At 34.1% G+C, this 18,679-nt stretch carries 13 protein-coding genes; 5 read left to right on the forward strand and 8 right to left on the reverse strand.

What is annotated here, in order from left to right; genetic code table 11:
* Positions 1-131: 131 nt before the first annotated feature.
* The 5 genes from ACFSC2_RS02095 to ACFSC2_RS02115 form a co-directional block, all read right to left on the reverse strand.
* A complete protein-coding gene (locus ACFSC2_RS02095; protein ID WP_379815977.1) occupies positions 132-2,159 on the reverse strand; it encodes a M3 family metallopeptidase in 2,028 nt (675 codons plus the stop codon).
* A gap of 56 nt (positions 2,160-2,215) precedes the next feature.
* On the reverse strand, positions 2,216-2,422 hold the full coding sequence (locus tag ACFSC2_RS02100) for a type II toxin-antitoxin system RelE/ParE family toxin (protein WP_379815978.1): 207 nt from the start codon (positions 2,420-2,422) through the stop codon (positions 2,216-2,218).
* An 80-nt stretch (positions 2,423-2,502) separates the two neighbouring features.
* The gene (locus ACFSC2_RS02105) at positions 2,503-2,730 is read right to left on the reverse strand and encodes a hypothetical protein (RefSeq protein WP_223708048.1); all 228 of its coding nucleotides are present in this window, start codon (positions 2,728-2,730) and stop codon (positions 2,503-2,505) included.
* Positions 2,731-2,888: 158 nt separating this feature from the next.
* Positions 2,889-3,374, reverse strand: a complete 486-nt coding sequence (gene purE, locus ACFSC2_RS02110; protein WP_379815979.1) for a 5-(carboxyamino)imidazole ribonucleotide mutase — start codon at positions 3,372-3,374, stop codon at positions 2,889-2,891.
* A 352-nt stretch (positions 3,375-3,726) separates the two neighbouring features.
* Positions 3,727-4,881, reverse strand: coding sequence for a 5-(carboxyamino)imidazole ribonucleotide synthase (locus tag ACFSC2_RS02115; protein WP_379815980.1), 1,155 nt, complete (start codon positions 4,879-4,881; stop codon positions 3,727-3,729).
* Between the two features lie 211 nt (positions 4,882-5,092).
* Between ACFSC2_RS02115 and ACFSC2_RS02120 the strand changes: the two genes are divergently transcribed.
* From ACFSC2_RS02120 to ACFSC2_RS02135, 4 genes are all read left to right on the forward strand, one after another.
* Complete coding sequence (locus tag ACFSC2_RS02120) at positions 5,093-6,151, forward strand: helix-turn-helix domain-containing protein (RefSeq protein WP_379815981.1); 1,059 nt, start codon at positions 5,093-5,095, stop codon at positions 6,149-6,151.
* Positions 6,152-6,169: 18 nt separating this feature from the next.
* On the forward strand, positions 6,170-7,231 hold the full coding sequence (locus tag ACFSC2_RS02125) for a helix-turn-helix domain-containing protein (protein ID WP_379815982.1): 1,062 nt from the start codon (positions 6,170-6,172) through the stop codon (positions 7,229-7,231).
* A gap of 1,059 nt (positions 7,232-8,290) precedes the next feature.
* Positions 8,291-12,379, forward strand: coding sequence for a T9SS type B sorting domain-containing protein (locus ACFSC2_RS02130; protein WP_379815983.1), 4,089 nt, complete (start codon positions 8,291-8,293; stop codon positions 12,377-12,379).
* 25 nt (positions 12,380-12,404) lie between these two features.
* Positions 12,405-13,292, forward strand: a complete 888-nt coding sequence (locus ACFSC2_RS02135) for a PorP/SprF family type IX secretion system membrane protein (RefSeq protein WP_379815984.1) — start codon at positions 12,405-12,407, stop codon at positions 13,290-13,292.
* A 166-nt stretch (positions 13,293-13,458) separates the two neighbouring features.
* Here ACFSC2_RS02135 and ACFSC2_RS02140 read toward each other — a convergent pair whose 3' ends face one another.
* The 3 genes from ACFSC2_RS02140 to ACFSC2_RS02150 all read right to left on the reverse strand — a co-directional run bounded on the left by ACFSC2_RS02140 (position 13,459) and on the right by ACFSC2_RS02150 (position 17,940).
* On the reverse strand, positions 13,459-14,010 hold the full coding sequence (locus ACFSC2_RS02140; RefSeq protein WP_379815985.1) for a hypothetical protein: 552 nt from the start codon (positions 14,008-14,010) through the stop codon (positions 13,459-13,461).
* Positions 14,011-14,033: 23 nt separating this feature from the next.
* Entirely contained in the window at positions 14,034-16,136 is a 2,103-nt protein-coding gene (locus ACFSC2_RS02145) for a TonB-dependent receptor (RefSeq protein WP_379815986.1), read from the reverse strand.
* 529 nt (positions 16,137-16,665) lie between these two features.
* Entirely contained in the window at positions 16,666-17,940 is a 1,275-nt protein-coding gene (locus ACFSC2_RS02150; protein WP_379815987.1) for a PQQ-dependent sugar dehydrogenase, read from the reverse strand.
* 185 nt (positions 17,941-18,125) lie between these two features.
* Between ACFSC2_RS02150 and hpt the strand changes: the two genes are divergently transcribed.
* Positions 18,126-18,656 carry a hypoxanthine phosphoribosyltransferase gene (gene hpt, locus ACFSC2_RS02155; protein ID WP_379815988.1) on the forward strand — a complete coding sequence of 177 codons (531 nt, stop codon included), beginning with the start codon at positions 18,126-18,128 and terminating at the stop codon, positions 18,654-18,656.
* The last annotated feature ends 23 nt before the right edge of the window (positions 18,657-18,679 follow it).

Consider the following 18,679-nt stretch of genomic DNA (forward strand, 5'->3'; position numbering starts at 1 on the left):
TTTAAAAGCGAAGATAACTAAATTTAAATTTATATAAATCAAATAAAAAAACCGAAGTAGAAATACTTCGGTTTAATCTAAAATTATAGCAATCAGAATTTAATCTAAAGTCTAAAATCAGAAATCTAAAATTACAAAAGTCCCGCTCTCTTCAACAAAGCTTCAGGTTTTGGTTCCTGACCTCTGAAACGTTTGTATAAAGTCATTGGGTGTTCTGTTCCTCCTTTTGAAAGTACATTGTCTTTGAATTTTTTCGCTACTTCTTCATTGAAGATTCCGTTTTCTTGAAAATATTCAAAAGCATCGGCGTCTAAAACTTCTGCCCATTTGTAGCTGTAATATCCAGAAGAATAACCTCCTTGGAAAATATGCGAAAAAGCAGTACTCATTGCATTTTCTTTTACATCTGGATACAATTGCGTGTTCGCGAATTGTTCCGTTTCGAAAGTTTTCAAATCAGTAATATTCGTTGGATCTTGTCCATGCCAAGCCATATCTAACAATCCGAAACTTAATTGACGCAATGTTGCCAAACCTTCTTGGAAACTCGCACTTTCTTTAATTTTCTGAACATATTCAATCGGAATAATTTCTCCCGTTTCATAATGATTCGCGAATAAAGCCAAAGCTTCCGGCTCGTAACACCAGTTTTCCATAATCTGACTTGGCAATTCTACGAAATCCCAATAAACAGAAGTTCCAGACAAACTTGGATAAACCGTGTCAGCCAACATTCCATGTAATCCGTGACCGAATTCGTGGAATAAAGTTGTTACTTCATTAAAAGTCAATAATGAAGGTTTTGTTTCGGTTGGTTTTGTAAAGTTGCAAACGTTCGAAATATGTGGTCTTTCGTTTACGCCGTCTTTTACATATTGCGATTTGAATGAAGTCATCCAAGCACCGTTTCTTTTTCCTTTTCTTGGGAAGAAATCAGCATAGAAAATCGAAACTAAATTATTTTCTGTATCACGAACTTCATAAGTGGTAACTTCTTCATGATATTTGTCAATATCAAAAACTTCTGTAAAAGTTAAACCGTATAATTTTTTGGCAACTGTAAAAGCGCCGTCTAAAACTTTTTCTAACTGAAAATAGGGTTTCAGTTTTTCATCATCTAAATTAAAAAGCTGTTGTTTTAATTTTTCAGAATAATAGGCACCGTCCCATTTTTCTAATTGTTCGATTCCGTCCAGCTCTTTCGCGAAAGCGGTTAATTCGGCAAATTCTTTTTGAGCAGCAGGTTTTGCTTTTGCTAATAAATCATTCAAAAAAGAAAAAACTTTTTCTGGACTTTCAGCCATTCTTTCTTCCAATACAAAATGAGCATGAGTTTTATATCCTAATAAATTAGCTCTTTCATGACGCAATTTTGCAATCTTTAAAACATTTTCTTCGTTATTGAATTCATTGTTTTGAAAACCTTTTGCACCAAAGGCAATTGCCATTTTTTTACGCAGTTCACGATTATCAGCATACGTCAAAAACGGAACATAACTTGGATGATCTAAAGTAAAAATCCAGCCTTCTTTTTCCTGATTTTTGGCTAATAATCTTGCAGCTTCGATTGTTCCTTCCGGCAAACCTGAAAGATCTTTTTCATCTGTTAAATGCAATTCGAAGTTGTTGGTTTCTGCCAAAACATTTTCGCCAAATTGCAAACTCAGTTTTGATAATTCTTTGTCGATTTCTCTTAACTCATTTTTCTTGTCTTCTGGCAGATTTGCTCCATTTCTAGAGAAACTTTTATATTTTTTATCTAATAAAGTCGTTTGCTCCGCGTTGAGGTTCAAACTTTCTTTTTGATCATACACGGCTTTTACTTTTGCAAACAAATCGGCATTTAGACGAATGTCATTTCCAAATTCTGAAAGCCAAGGCGAAACTTCCTGAGCAATTTTCTGCATTTCGTCATTCGTTTCAGCCGAATTTAAATTGAAGAAAATACTTGAAAGACGATCTAAAATATCGCCAGAAAAATCCATCGCCACGATTGTGTTTTCAAAAGTAGGCGCGTCTGGATTATTTACAATCGCATCAATTTCGGCTTTAGCCAATTTAATTCCTTCCTGAAAAGCCGGAACGTAATCTTCGATTTTAATCTGCGAAAAAGGCGCTGTGTTATGTTTGGTGTTGAAATATTGTGTTAATACGCTCATATTCTAGTTTTTTATCCTGCAAGGTTTTCAAAAACTTGTAGGTTTAAATATTTAAATTATAGGTTGAAATTTTCTAAATTTTGAAAGTTGTTCCAAAATCGAACCAGTTCGATATTATTGTTTTCGATTCGGTAAAATAATGAAATATGTTTGGTAATGACAATTTTGTAAACGTTTTTGTAGTTGGTTTTTACAAACAAAACATTGTCATTTTGTAAAAGTGTAATTGTATTATTTACTTTCTGAATAAAATTAAAAGCCACTTTTTCGGACCATTCTGCTTCCAGATAATTAATGTTGTTCCAAAATCTTTTTTAGCTTGTGGAGCCCCAAATTACATTCATTATTTAAAGTATTTAGAATAACGATTTTTGGTTTCCTCCATTACAACATCATGTTGGATTCCTTCATTGTTTTCTAAAGAATAAATGGCTTCGTTGATTTTAGTTTTCTGCTCTTCTGAAAGGTTTTCTTTGGATTGAATAAAATCAACAATTTCCTGAATCAAATCAGGATTATCAATGTCTAAAACAATTTTAGCCAGCTCTATTTTAGAAGTTTGAATGTTCATTTCGCTTTTTTCTCAAAGTTAAGTTTTTCTTTTAGAAATTTTATAAGGAATAGTTAATAATTCTGAGCCGAATTATTTCGCAAAGATTCACAAAACAAAAACACAGAGATTCACAAAATTCTGTGTATCTCTGTGCTTCTTCGTGTATCTCTGTGAAATTACTTTTTCAATCCTTCAGCTGCTTTGTTAACCGCCTCTTTCAATTCTTCTTTGTAAGCAATAATAGTGTCCAAAACTTTTTTGTCGTGGCTTCCGATAATTTGTGCCGCTAAGATTGCAGCATTTTTTGCTCCGTTTAAAGCAACAGTTGCAACAGGAACGCCGCCTGGCATTTGTAAAATAGATAAAACAGAATCCCAGCCATCAATTGAATTACTTGATTTTACAGGAACTCCGATTACAGGAAGCGGAGACATTGAAGCTACCATTCCTGGTAAATGTGCTGCACCGCCCGCGCCGGCAATAATTACCGAAATCCCGCGATTGTGTGCATTTTTGCTGAAATCGAATAATTTCTCCGGCGTTCTGTGTGCCGAAACGATATCTACTTCAACTTCAACATTGAATTGTTTTAGTATGTCGATTGCATCCTGCATAACTGGCATGTCTGAGATGCTTCCCATTATAATAGCTACTTTGCTCATGTTTTTGTTTGTTGTGTTTTGTTTCAGGTTTAAAGTTTCAGGTTTTTGGAAACTGGAACACTGAAAAGTATTTGTTTAATATTGTTTTATTGTTTTATAGATTAGAAATATAATTCCGAGACCTAGTAAAATTAAGAATGATGATAAAATTAAGAATGCAACAAAACTTTTTATTCTTTCACCAATATATTCATCTTTATCCCTAAACTTTTCAAAATGAGTTTTAATTAAGTTTGAACTATCAGTCGCCTTTGAAGCATTATTTAGTAAATCAAAAAAATCCAGAAATCCCATTTTTATATTTTGATTTAAGTTAGTGAAAACTATAAATTGTACTGCGACTGAAAACTAATTAAGCGCTAATCACTTTAATAGTATTCTTTACCTGCTCAGCAATTCGTCTCGCTTCATTCATATCCTCATTTGCGATGGTAACGTGACCCATTTTTCTAAACGGACGTGTTTCTTTTTTACCGTAAATATGCGGTGTAACACCATTCCATCCTAAAATGGTTTCGATATTTTCGTAAACGACATTTCCAGAATAACCTTCGGCGCCGACTAAATTTACCATCACTCCGGCAACTTTACTGTCGGTATTTCCTAGCGGAAGACTTAAAATAGCACGAAGATGATTTTCGAATTGTGAAGTAAAACTTGCTTCAATAGAATAATGACCAGAATTGTGCGGACGGGGTGCAACTTCATTGACTAAAATTTCATCATCCTGAGTTTGGAACATTTCAACCGCCAAAAGTCCGACGTGATTGAATTTTTCAGAAACATTCAATGCAATAGCTCGTGCTTTTTCGGCAACTTTATTGTCAATTCTCGCTGGGCAGATTACATATTCTACTTGGTTGGCTTCTGGATGAAATTCCATTTCTACAACTGGATAGGTTTTAATTTCGCCTAATGGACTTCTGCAGACAATTACAGCCAATTCATTTTTAAACGGAACCATTGTTTCAGCAATACATTCTACGTTAGGTAAATTATCTAAATCTGAAGTCTGACGAATTACTTTTACGCCGTTTCCGTCATAACCAAATTCGGTGCATTTCCATACAAATGGAATTATAATTTCATTATTTCCAACCGATTTTTTCAAATGTTCTGGATTGTCAAATCTCAGAAAAGATGCAGTTGGAATGTTATTCTCAGCATAAAATTGTTTTTGAATACCTTTATTCTGAATACCTTTTAAGGTTTTTGGAGACGGATAAACTTTTACGCCTTCGTTTTCTAATTGCGTTAAAGCTTCAAGATTTACCAATTCGATTTCGAAAGTCAAAACATCGACTTGCTTTCCGAAGTTGTAAACGGTTTCATAATCCATTAAATCACCTTTGAAGAATTTATTACAGGCAATTTTACTCGGCGCTTCGTCGCTTGGATCTAGAACGTAAGTTTGTATGTCAAATTTTCTGGTGTCGAACAAAAGCATTTTACCTAATTGTCCGCCGCCTAATATTCCTAATTTAAAATCAGAAGAAAAATAATTCATTTTGTGTTGTGTTTTTGCAAAGATACTTGATAAAATAGAATTGCCAATTTATTGCTTATAGAATTGCCAATTTTTGATAATCTTGAGGCTGAAAAAAACGATTTATTAAATCAATAAAAATTTTAACAATATCTAAGATAATATTTTGTTTTGAATTTTCGAATTATTAGGTTTGCTGCGACTTTTAACCGCCATATATTCAGTAAATTACATGACCGCAAATGATTGGGCTAAACATATTCAGAAATTTCTTTTTATTTTAAAAGATGGATTTTTTGAATTGCCGTATTTGTCGAATTCGCCACAGGTAATGTTGGACAGTCTTATAAAACTACCAATAATTAATCACGATGCGTCGAAGCAGCTTATTACGACAGACAATGCTTTTTGGAAAGGTAAAATGCGCTATCAAAAAATGGAAGAAGGTTTCTGGATTTTGGAAACGAATATCCAATTGAAAGAAAATATACTGGCAAAAGCAACTTACACTCAGGATCATCTTAAAGAATATTACATTTTATCTTTTTCGGTTTTTGAATATAAATTTCCCGTAAGAGAGGATAAAGAAATTATTCTGCTGAGTACCTGCTGGACTTTTTACAAGCCAGATACAGAAGTAGCGACTTATTTCTATAAAGGAACCGAAGGAAAGTTTTTTAACATCGCCATGAATAAAGAATGGGTTGATAAAAACATTAAATCATCTAAGTTTTGTGAAGAAGGTGTTTTAGAAGATTTTTTTAACAGCCAAAAAGGATTTTATACTTGGCTGGACATTGCTCCCAAAGCGCATTCTTTTTCTAAAAAAATATCGAAAATCCTAGAGGTTGAAGATGGAACGAAGATCAATACCGATGCGTTACAAAAAAAATGCAAAAAGCTGATTACGGAGTTTTTTAATAATTCGTTTGAAGACAATCGAATTCCAGATAATATTTCTCTTAGTAATAGTGATTATTTTAATGTTGCGAAAGCCGAGAAAATAATTTTGCACAATCTGCATTCTAATTTTTTGGGAATCGAACAGATCGCATCTGAAGTAAATACATCACCGACAAAGCTAAAAGCCAATTTTAAAGTTGTCTTTGGTTATTCGATGCTTCAATATCATAAGGAAAAAAATATTCGTCTTGCCAGACAATTACTTCTTAATTCGGACCTCGAAATTCAGATTATTGCGGCAATTACAGGTTACGAAAGCGCTAGTAAATTTACAGCGGCGTTTAAGAAAAGATTTGGTGAACTGCCATCGGATTTTAGAGGGATTTAAATTTTTTGACGAAATGATATGAATGTCGTAAAGTGGATTAAATTTATAAAAAAGAATATCAATTTCTATAGAGACGGTTTTTTTGAACTGCCTTATTTGTCTAATTCTCCAGAAGTTATTGTAAAAAGTATTGTGAATTCTCCGTCGGTTAAGCACGTTGTAGAAGAGCAAGCTGTTTACAGAAACAATCCATTTTCTAAAGGCATTATGCGTTACCGCGAAATCGAAGAAGGTTTCTGGATTGTTGCCACGCATATTACTTTTAAGAAAAATGTAATGCTGAAAGCAATTTATGATGATGATTTTCCCTGCGATTATTATACACTTACTTTTTCTGTTTTTGAAAGTGAAGTAAAATTACAGAATACTTTTGCCGATAAAACGCCTTTTTCAAGTAAATATTGGGGTTTTAAAAGACCAGGAACAGAAGTGGGCGCGTATTTTTATAAAGGTTCTGTCTGCGAATTTTATTTGTACGGATTTAGTAAAGAATGGGCAGAACGTAATTTTTCTTTTGGGACGCTTCCAGAAGAAAACCAGATTAAAAAATTCCTGAATTCGGATAAAGGTTTTATTACCTATCAGGATATTGTGCCGAGAGCGACCGAATTGTCGAAAGAAGTTTGGGGCAATTTAGAAAAAAGCAATCAAGATTTATTTAGCAAAGCAATTTTAAAAACACAGACTTTTCAGTTGGTTAGTACTTTCTTTAAAAATGCATTTTTGGATCAGCGAATTGGTAATTTTAATCCGTTAGAAACTCCGGATTATAGAAAAATTGCGAAAGCCGAAAAACTAATTTTAGATTCTATTGCATCTCCATTTTTGGGCGTAGAATATATTGCCGAGAAAGTGGGGCTTTCGCCAACAAAACTCAAACTGACTTTTAAAACAGTTCACGGTGTTTCGATGGGGCAATTTCATAAAGAAAAGAAAATGCTTTTGGCAATGCAGATGATTCAGAATACCGATTTACAGATTAAAAATATTGCTTTAGCGACTGGCTATAAGAGTTCTAGTAAATTTACGGCAAACTTTAAAAGTCGTTTTGGCAAAATGCCCTCAGAAATTAGATCGTAACTGCGGTAAATTCTTCCTTAATTTTTGATTTACAATTTTTTACGATCCTTTAAGAGCAATTTTTTTACTTTCTAGTTTTAATTATTTTTTAAATGTAAATTGTTGATAATGAAAAAGTTATGTTTTTAAAAACTTGTATTTAATTTGCTGTTCATTTTTTAGAAAAAATATTTGGTCGTTTCGGGCTATCGAAATGTCGTAATGGGCTAGTGGTCAATTAGATTTCCGTATACATTTGTTTTAACTCTAAAGAAAAAAACATGACAAAATTCTACTTTAGTATCGCGGATTCGTTTCGCAGTTTTGAGAAACTTTATTTTTATTTCTTCCAAAATGATTTAACGTTACGCCCGATTACAGTTGCAGCAAAAACATCTAAAAACGTTTAATTATGACTAAATTGAATTTATTCCGTTTGAACTTAGAATCAAAACTAAATAGTCTTGCTTTGATTTTGAGATTTTAGTCTATGCATTAGTATGTGATAGTGGTGCGCTGTGTGGCGATTTTTTATTGAATTCCTAAAAGTTTTTTTTCATAAAGCTTTTAGGAATTTTGATTTTATTAAAGTAAAAATCTTTCTTTTTGCTGTTTTTAATTGCTGTTTTTATTTCTATTTAAGATTTTTTTAAGAATTAAATTATTTTTTAAGTGTTCATTATTAGGTAGTTATTTGCTGTAGTGTGTTTTTTATTGGATCGTTATTTGAAGTTGGTCGTTTCGGGCTATCGATGTGTCGGAATGGGCTATCCAGTGATTTTGTTTTAGGTATAATTTTGTTCGATAAATCCAAACCAACCAATGTATGATAATAAAACTACGCTTCAATGCGAATAAGATTCGCGATTTTCAAAAAACGCTTAATTTCAAATTTGCTTTCTAACCTAAGCAGAAATTATTTTCAGCAGTTTTTATTCCTCTTATATTAAATAAAAATTGTCATAAGACAGGTCAAAGTCCATTGTTACCAACAACTTGGACAAGAAATCTATTGTCTTTTCTGAAAATAATTAATTATGAGAATACCAAAAACCAACTCAATAAAAAGCATATTAAAATATGAAAAAAAACATTTTATTAATATTAATAATAACCATTCTGCAATCTTTCACATCCTTTGCACAGATACAGCAGGTTTATGAAATAACGGATTGTGGACCAGCTGCCCAAAGTTGTGGAGGCGCATCTACGATTAGATATGGTTATCCAGTGTCTAACATTCTCGACTTACAATGGAATTCAATATCTGGTGGTGTACCAACTAGTATCACTGTAGAGTTAAACTACGCTGTAAACTGCAGTCAAGTTGGAAGTAATAATAAAGTAAGGCTAAATGGGGTATTACAAGCACCTCAGTCAGTTCCAGCTCTTTTACTTTGTCAGTGCACACCGCCAAGTGCAGCAGTTGCAATTTGGACCTTAAACCCAGAAAATTATAATTCTGGAACTTTAAATAGCTTGACCATAGAGGCAGTGTCCAGTTCAGAAGGATTAGACATTCTTCCTGGATATCCAGGAGTATATGCTAGAGTAACCGTTAATTACAGCCCTGATCAAGAAATTAATATTAAAGGAGGAACTGTTTCTATTTCCAGTGGAGATACTACACCATCTGCTGGGGATCTTACAGAATACGGTACAATAATTCCTGGGAATCCTGTAGATCATACCTTTACTATCGAAAATAAAAGTATCAATTCTTTATCTTTAACAGGTTCACCAATTGTAAGTATTAGTGGCAGTACTGCATTTTCTGTACAGACACAGCCAGCTTCTAATACAATTGCAGGATCAGGTTCACAGCCGTTTGTTGTTCGTTTTAACCCGACTTGTTCTCAAACAGGTTTGCAGACAGCGGTAATTAGTATTCCAAACAACGATTCAAACGAAAATCCATATACTTTTACAATTCAGGGAACTGCAATAGATGATGCTAAACCTGTTGTGATTGCAAAAAATATAACCGCACAATTAGATGCATCGGGAAATGTAACTGTAAATGGCAGTGAACTAGATAATGGCAGTAGTGACAATTGCGGAATTGCTAGTTACAAGCTGGCCAAAGGAATTTCTGGAACGGCCTGCCAAATTGTTTCAGAAGGAAATAATCTATCGCTTATCGCTCCTGCCAGCTCTGTTTTTACTGAGATATTATACGCAAGTTATGGTAATTCAGGAGGTTCTTGCCCAAATTTCACACAAGGTTTTTGTCATGCTGCAAATAGTTCAACTCTTGTGTCAAATGCTTTTATTGGACAAAATAGTGGAAACATAGATGCAACTAATATTGTATTTGGAGATCCTTGTAACGGAACTCCAAAAAGTTTAGCAGTAAAATTGGCTTATGGCCCAGCTATTTCATCTGCTACATCTTCACTAAATTTTACTTGCGCTAATCTTGGAGTAAATAATGTTGTGCTGTATGTAACAGATAACAATGGAAACCTTTCTGCAGTCAATGCAACAATTACAATTGAAGATAAAGCTATTCCTGTAATTGTTTCAAACGGAGATCAAAACGTAAATATTGATGCAAATACTTGCGGAGCAAACGCAACGGTTTCAGCAACAGCAACAGATAATTGTTCAGTAGGAACACCAACTGGAGTTAGAAGTGATGCGCAATCACTAACTGATATTTATCCTGTTGGAACAACTACAATTACTTGGAATGTAACGGATGCAAACGGAAATGCTGCAGCTCCGGTAACTCAAACAATAACAGTTACAGACAATCAAATCCCGGTAATTGTTTCAAACGGGAATCAAAACGTAAATACTGATTTGAATAACTGCGGAGCAACCGTAACGGTTTCAGCAACGGCAACAGATAATTGTTCAGTAGGAACACCAACCGGAGTTAGAAGTGATGCACAATCACTAACTGATACTTATCCTGTTGGAACAACAACTATTACTTGGAATGTAACGGATGCAAACGGAAATGCTGCAACTCCGGTAACTCAAACAGTAACAGTAACAGACAATCAAATTCCTGTAATTGTTTCAAACGGAGATCAAAACGTAAATACTGATGTGAATACTTGCGGAGCAAACGTAACGGTTTCAGCAACGGCAACAGACAATTGTTCAGTAGTAACACCAACTGGAGTTAGAAGCGATGCGCAGTCACTAACTGCAGTTTATCCTGTTGGAACAACTACAATTACTTGGAATGTAACGGATGCAAACGGAAATGCTGCAACTCCAGTAACACAAACAGTAATAGTAACAGACAATCAAATCCCTGTAATTGTTTCAAACGGAGATCAAAATGTAAATGTTGATGCGAATACTTGCGGAGCAAACGTAACGGTTTCAGCAACGGCAACAGACAATTGTTCAGTAGTAACACTAACTGGAGTTAGAAGCGATGCGCAGTTATTGACTGCAGTTTATCCTGTTGGAACAACTACAATTACTTGGAATGTAACCGATGCAAACGGCAATGCTGCAACTGCGGTAACTCAAACAGTAACAGTTACAGACAATCAAATTCCTGTCATTGTTTCAAATGGAGATCAAAATGTAAATGTTGATGCGAATACTTGCGGAGCAAACATAACGGTTTCAGCAACGGCGACAGATAATTGTTTGGTAGGAACACCAATCGGAGTTAGAAGTGATGCGCAGTTATTGACTGCAGTTTATCCTGTTGGAACAACTACAATTACTTGGAATGTAATGGATGCAAACGGAAATACTGCAGCTCCAGTAACTCAAACAATAACAGTTACAGACAATCAAATCCCGGTAATTGTTTCAAACGGGAATCAAAACGTAAATACTGATGCGAATATTTGCGGAGCAAACGTAACGGTTTCAGCAACGGCGACAGACAATTGTTTGGTAGGAACACCAATCGGAGTTAGAAGTGATGCGCAATTATTGACAGCAGTTTATCCTGTAGGAACAACAACTATTACTTGGAATGTAACGGATGCAAACGGAAATGCTGCAACTCCAGTAACACAGACTATAACAGTTACAGATAATGTAGCGCCAACTGTAATTACAAAAAATACCACCGTTCAATTAAATGCACTAGGAAATGCTTCAATTACAGCTGCTGATGTAAATAACGGTTCAACAGATTCTTGTGGTATTGCAACATTATCAGTTTCTCCAAATACATTTACATGTGTAAATGTTGGCGCAAACACAGTAACATTGACAGCAACAGATGCAAACGGAAATGTTTCGACAAAAACAGCAATTGTAACTGTTGAAAATAAAATCGCAGCTGTTGTCTTAACGCAAAATATTACAGTGCAATTAGATGCTGCAGGGAATACTTCGATAACAGCAGCACAAGTTAATAACGGAAGTTCAAGTGCTTGCGGTATTGCTTCAATGACAGTTTCTCCAAATACATTCAGTTGTTCAAATGTTGGAAATAATACCGTTAGACTTACAGTTGTAGACGTAAACGGAAATACTTCTTCTGCTACAGCAATTGTAAATGTTCAGGACGTTACTGCGCCAATTGTGATAACGCGAAATGTTAGTATCGAATTAGACGATTCTGGAAATGCTTCTGTATCGGCGTCCGAAATCAATAACGGAAGTTCTGATTCTTGTGGTATTGCTGGATTCACTTTAAGTAAATCTTCTTTCGATTGTACAAATGCGGGTGTTAATACTGTGGTGTTAACAGTGAGAGATAGAAACGGAAATACAGCGACAGGAAATGCAACAGTTACTGTGCTAAATTCTTTTGATGATAATGATAAAGACGGAATCAAAGACAATTGTGATGATGACGATGACAATGACGGAATTTCAGACAGATCAGACAACTGTCCATTAGTTTCAAATCCTTATCAAGAAGATAGAAATCATAATGGTCTTGGTGATGCATGCGATTCAGAACAAATGAATATTGCTCAGGCTATTACTCCAAACGGAGACGGAATTAATGATACTTGGGTTATTTCTAACATAGATAAACATCCAAATTCAATAGTACGTGTTTTCAACCGTTGGGGCACACTAGTATTTACGGCAAAAAATTACCAAAATGATTGGGACGGAACTTTCAAAAACAGTTCTCAGTCACTTCCAGAATCAAGTTCATATTACTATCAAATCGATTTAGACGGTGATGGAACTCATGATAAAGAAGGCTGGATTTATATCACAAGGTAATTTGTAAATAACAAAAATTTTAAAAATGAAAATAATTAAAAATATATTAGCAGGAGCCTTACTATTATTTACAAGTTTGACTTTTGCGCAGCAAGAAAGTCTTTTTACGACCTATCGCTACAATATGAATCTTGTCAATCCGGCTTATGTTGGTGTCGATAGAGAAACTGCAGTTTCGAGTACATTTCGTAATCAATGGACGGGAATTCAAGATGCACCACAGACTCAAGCCGTTTCTTTTGGAACGCCAATAGGCAAGAATCTCGGAATCGGACTTTCTATGGTTTACGATAAAACCTTTGTAGAAAAACAAACTCAGGTTGGATTAGACATTTCGTATAAAATTCAAGTAAGCGCTTTTACAGATCTTTATCTGGGAATCAAAGCTGGAGGAAACTCTTATAGTGTAAATACTTCTGGACTTGAAACATACAATCATCAATCGGATCCAGCATTAAATTCGATAAGCCAATTTAATCCGAATGTTGGAGTAGGAGCTTTATTAAAAAATGATAAATTTTACGCTTCGCTTTCTGTTCCAAGATTATTAAACACAGAAAGAGCAAAAACAGAAAATGGTTATGCAACAGCTGCTACAGACAGACCGCACATCTATTTAAGCGGAGGATATAATTTTGATTTTGAAACACTGACGCCTTTAGTTTTAAAACCATCTTTTATGATGCGTTATGTAAACGGCGCACCAATATCTTTAGATGTAAATGCGATGCTGCAGATTGATGAATTTCTTGAAATTGGAGGAATGTACCGAATTGACAAAGCGTATGGTGCAATTGGAGGAGTAACAATCAGTAAACTTTTAACGGTTGGTTATGCTTACGAAATAAGTACACAAACACAGCTTGCAAGGGTTAGAAACACAAACGAATTTTTCCTTCGATTTAAGTTTTAAATTTTTAATTTGAATTAGTACCTAAATTAAAACATAAGTTTGCCCCTTATTTTTTTAAAGAGGATGATCTATTTTTAGACATCCTCTTTTTTATTTTTTAGCCTCGAATTATGTGAATTATTTTTTTCTTCATTTTTAAATTAAAAATTCGCGACAAACAAAAACACTATTTAATTTTCTTCAAAACTTCTTTGGCAACAGCTTTGTAGGCGGCCGAATGATCTCCGAAATCTTTGTCAATAATAACCTTTAGTTCCGGATGAATCCAATCGTAGTGATTTCCTAGAATATATAAAGTTCTTATAGAATAGGCTTTTGTGGCGACTTTCACATCATTAATCAGCCAATCAAAACTTGCTTCAATACAATCCTGAAGATTTTGTTCTGAAAGTGTAACGCAGTTTTCCTCTTTTTTATAATGCGATTTTACCAAAAGCTGTATCACTTTAGCAATTGGTCGGAGCGAACTTTCATCTTTTAAGATTTTCAGATTCGAACAGAAAAAATCCAAATGAGGCTGGAGCCAGCATAATTCTTCATAAGAAACAAACTCTAAAATCCAGCACGCTTTGTGATTGTTTTTGTCTTGTGGCGAAAAGCATATCAAAATTAATTCATTATAAAGCGAGGGGTTTTCTAAAATTTCATGTGCTACTTCAAGACGACTTTCTCGGCAAGGATATACATAGTCCAGTTTTTTTTGCAATTCGGCCATCATTGTTTTTGAGTATTTATAGTAAGCTAAAATACATAATTTAATGCGATAATTCCGTAATAATTTATAGGCAGACCAGGATAATAAAATCTCGGTTGTGCGTTTCCAACACCAACAGCATTTGTCAAAATCATAGAAGCATATTTTTCGTTTAAAACATTATTTACACCTGCATCAAGATGTGCTTTTAAACCCGATAAAATTTCGAATTGATAACCTGTTTTTAGATTCAAAAGAGAATAAGAATTTGAAAAATCAGCATTAGAATCGTTTAACGGAATTTTATCAGTGAATTGAAAATCAGCTCCAAAATAAAATCCTGAATTGGTGTTCAAATTTAATCCCGCACTTGCTGTATTTGCTGGAACTCCAGTTAATTTATTTCCAGAAAAATCATTTCCGTTGTCTACAAAATCTTTAAATTCATAATTCCCAATGGAAGCTCCGACATAAGAGTTTAAATTGAAAGTTTGATTGATTGGCCAATTATGGTGTAATGAAATTTCTATTCCTTCATGAAAAGTTTTTCCAGCATTTACGCCTTCATATTGATCGTCGCCGATTCTTTTGGCAACCAATAAATCTTTAATTTCCATTCTGTAAATGGCAATTTGGGTGTATAATTTTTTATTGAAAAAATGAAGTTTTCCGCCCAATTCAAAATTATATCCTGTTTCTGGTTTAATGTCTTGATTGATATTTCCTGTGCTGGTTAAAGTTTCTTCGGTTGCGGGAAGAGAAAATCCACGGCTTGCAGAAAAGTACAAAGTCTGAACTTCGTTTGGTTTATATAAGAATGAAAGTTGTGGCGAAAAAATCCCATCATAACTGTATTTCTCCTTCGGATTATTCGCGGAAGCAGGAAAATCATTTTGAAGTTCGAATTTGGTTTTGTTATAATTTAAACCAGCCTGAATCTCGAATTGATCCGAAAGTAACGTTCTAATCTGCGAAAAAACATTATAAAAATCCCTTTTCTGATTGGTTGCAGTAAGTTGATCGCCTTGCAGACTTCCGTTTCCATTATTTTGCTGATATAAGTTTTCGAAAGTATTTCCACTGTAATTATCGCTGAAATATTCTAATCCAGCAATAAACTGATTTTCGATTTTTCCAATTTTAAAATCTCCAGAAAACTGCGTTCGCGCTCCCGAAGCAAAAGTATACTGGCGCAAAATATCAAAAGGACGCGGTTCGTTACTGTCTTTATAATTAATAAAAACAGAAGTCGAATTATTTAAATGATCGTTTATTTTAAAATCATAAGCCAATCCGCCCACAGTCGATTTGTATTCTTTAAAACCTTGTGATGCCACCCAAGTCGGCGCGCCAGCTTGCGGATTATTCTCGAAAGTCGTTTTATTGATCGAACTCGGAATATAAGCTTTTAGATAAGTGTAATTTGAAAAATAAGTCAGTTTGCTGTTTTTCTTTCTAAATAATTCGCCGCCAAGCGTAATTCCTTCGCGATTGTAAGCGCTGTTTTCGCGCCAGCCATCAGTTTTTAAATTATGATAACTCAGATTTAAAGAAGAACTTTTTTCATTCAAATCAAAACTCACTCTGTTTTTTAATAATCCATAAGATCCAAAAACAGAACTCACTTCAGCTTGATAATTTCCTTTTTTTAATGTTTGAGGCGAAATTAAAATCGCACCGCCTAATCCAGCGCCATAAACACTCGAAAGCGGTCCTTTAATTATTGCAATTTGATTGATATTTTGAAGATCAATATCATCAATAACCGTTTCGCTGTTTCCTGAAGTTAATGGAATACTTCCATAAAAAGCTCGAATTTTATTCGTTCCGTAAGGAGTTCTTGCACCAATGCCGCGAATCGAAATTCGGGTTGTGGTAATATTAGACGATTGCATAAAAACACCAGGAATGGTATTGATGACATTGCTGATATCGGTAGTATTATTTTGAAGTAATTCTTTTTCGGATAAAATGCCAATAGAAGCAGGGCTGTTCTGCAAATCACGGTTAATATGAAGCGGACTTATTAAAACTTCGTTCAGTTTTTGAGTTTTAACAGAGTCAATATTTTGGACTTCTTTTTCTTGTGCAGTTAGATTTTGGAAAGTCGTAAGCACAACAATAAGAAGGCCGTATTTTTTTAAAAGCATAAATTTTAATTAGCAATTAGGAATTTGGAATTTTCTTTTGATAGAATAATCTTGGAGTTTATTTTAACACATAGAAACATAGCATTGATTGAGGCAAAAAAGGCGTTTTATTAAAAGTCACATAGAAGTCTATGTGTGAAAACTGAGTTTTCTTAAAATCAACTACTTTTTAAACAAAAATCTATGTCCCTATGTGTTTAAAAAACTTATAATATGGTTCGATAACTATCGAATATTTATTTTAAAACCTGTTGGATGAAATAGAATAAAAATAGCTTCATTCAGCAAATAAAATCAAATTTGATCTGCTGAAATCTTTTAAAATCTGCGTGAAATACTATTTACGCATTAATTTTTCACGCAGATTTATACAGATTAAAGCAGATTTACACAGATCTTAATCTAAATTGATGAAAAAAAAAATTCACCCAACGGATTATTTTAAAATATTTTTTGAGCCACAAATTCCGCAAATTCACATAAATTAATTTCCGCAAATTTGTGTAATTTGTGGTTATAACAATCTTAACTATTTATTCGCAGTCACTTTCCAAATGGTATTACTGCTGTCGTCATTTACCAAAAGCGATCCATCGTTCATAACTGTTACAGCAACTGGACGGCCGTAAACTTCGGCTTTATTATCATCAGAAATAAAACCAGTTAAAAAATCTTCTGGTTTTCCTGAAGGTTTTCCATCTTTAAACGGAACGAATAATACTTTATAACCCGAAATTTTAGAGCGGTTCCAAGAACCATGCTGACCAACAAAAGCGCCGTTTTTATATTTAGCTGGAAATTTATCTTTCGTATAAAAAGCCAAACCTAAAGAAGCAGTGTGAGCACCAACCGGAACATCAGGAACAATAGTTTTTTCGACCAAATCTTTTCTTTCGCCTTTCATTCTTGGATCAGGAATGCTTCCGAAATAAGAATACGGCCATCCGTAAAAACCATCTCTTTTTACACTTGTAATATAATCGGGAACAAGATCGTCTCCCAGTTCATCGCGTTCGTTTACAGCAGTCCATAATTGTTTGTTTGCGGGATTCCAGTCCATTCCAACAGGATTTCTTAAGCCAGAAGCATAGATCTTTTCGCCTGTTCCGTCGGGATTAATTTCTAAAATTCCTGCACGACGCACTTCTTTGTCAACACCATGTTCGGCATTATTACTTCCGGAACCTACAGAAACATAAATTTTGCTTCCGTCAGGACTTGCCAATAAATTTCTTGTCCAGTGATTGTTATAACCTCCAGCAGGGAGTTCAAGGATTTTTTCGCCTTTAGTTTCCAATTTCAGCGGATTATTTTTATAAGGATAACGGTATAATCCGTCGGTGTTAGCAATATAGAAAAAGTCTTTAAGAACCAACATTCCAAAAGGTTTATTCAAACCAGTAATAAAAACTTCTCGGGTTTCAAATTTTCCGTCTTTGTCTTTGTCCCTTAAAATGGTAATCTGATTTTTGCTGCTTCTTGTTCCACTTTCAACCACAAAAATATCGGCATTCGGTGCAATATAGGTCCAACGAGGATTCTCGAATCCGTCAGCAAATTTCGTTACCGTAAAACCTTCGGGAGCTTTTGGTGTTTTGCCTTCCGGCCAGCCAATAACCTTACTGTTAACGGTTTTTGATTCTGTTGCGTAAGGTGCAGGAAGTGTAATGTTGCCAATTGCAGTTTTTACAACATTAGCAGGTTGTTTCGCCAGCGCTTCTTTTTCTTCTTTTTTTACCTGTCCGTTACAAGCTGTAATTAATGCTAATAAAGCTATAGAGAATAATGGTAAGGATTTTTTCATTGATACTTGGAGTTAAATGATTATTTAACAACAATTTACTCAAATTTAAAATAGCGTCAAAATTAAATTTGTAATTATTAACTGATATTTAACATTCGCAAAAAATATCAGGATAGAGTCCATTTTGATAGAAGCTGTTAAGTTCTAATTCTTTATCTTTGTCCATTATTTTAAAAAGAAAAATAATGATACAACTTCACGATAAACAATTTGTTCCGTTTATTTCGGCTAAAGAAATTGATTTTGCTTTAACTAAAATGGTGGCTCAGGTAGAAGACGATTTTGGCGATAATACGCCAATTTTTATTGGAGTTCTAAATGGCGCTTTTATGGTAGTGTCCGATTTCTTGAAAAAATATAAAAAACCTTGCGAAGTTTCATTCATCAAAATGGCTTCTTACGAAGGAACCGAATCGACAGAATCTGTCAAACAATTAATCGGAATCAATCAAGATTTGACTGACAGAACCGTAATTATTATTGAAGATATTATCGATACGGGAAACACGATCGAAGAATTGAAACATTTGTTTAAAGCACAAAATGTAAAGCATTTTAAAATTGCAACATTGTTCTTTAAACCCGAAGCGTATAAAAAAGACATCAAAATAGATTACGTAGGAATCAGAATTCCGAACAAATTTATTGTAGGTTACGGTTTAGATTATGATGGTCTTGGAAGAAACCTGACCGAAATTTACAAATTAGCAGAATAACAAAACACAACTAAATATTCATT

It is taken from the genome of Flavobacterium artemisiae, from assembly GCF_042678225.1.
Lineage (GTDB): Bacteria > Bacteroidota > Bacteroidia > Flavobacteriales > Flavobacteriaceae > Flavobacterium > Flavobacterium artemisiae.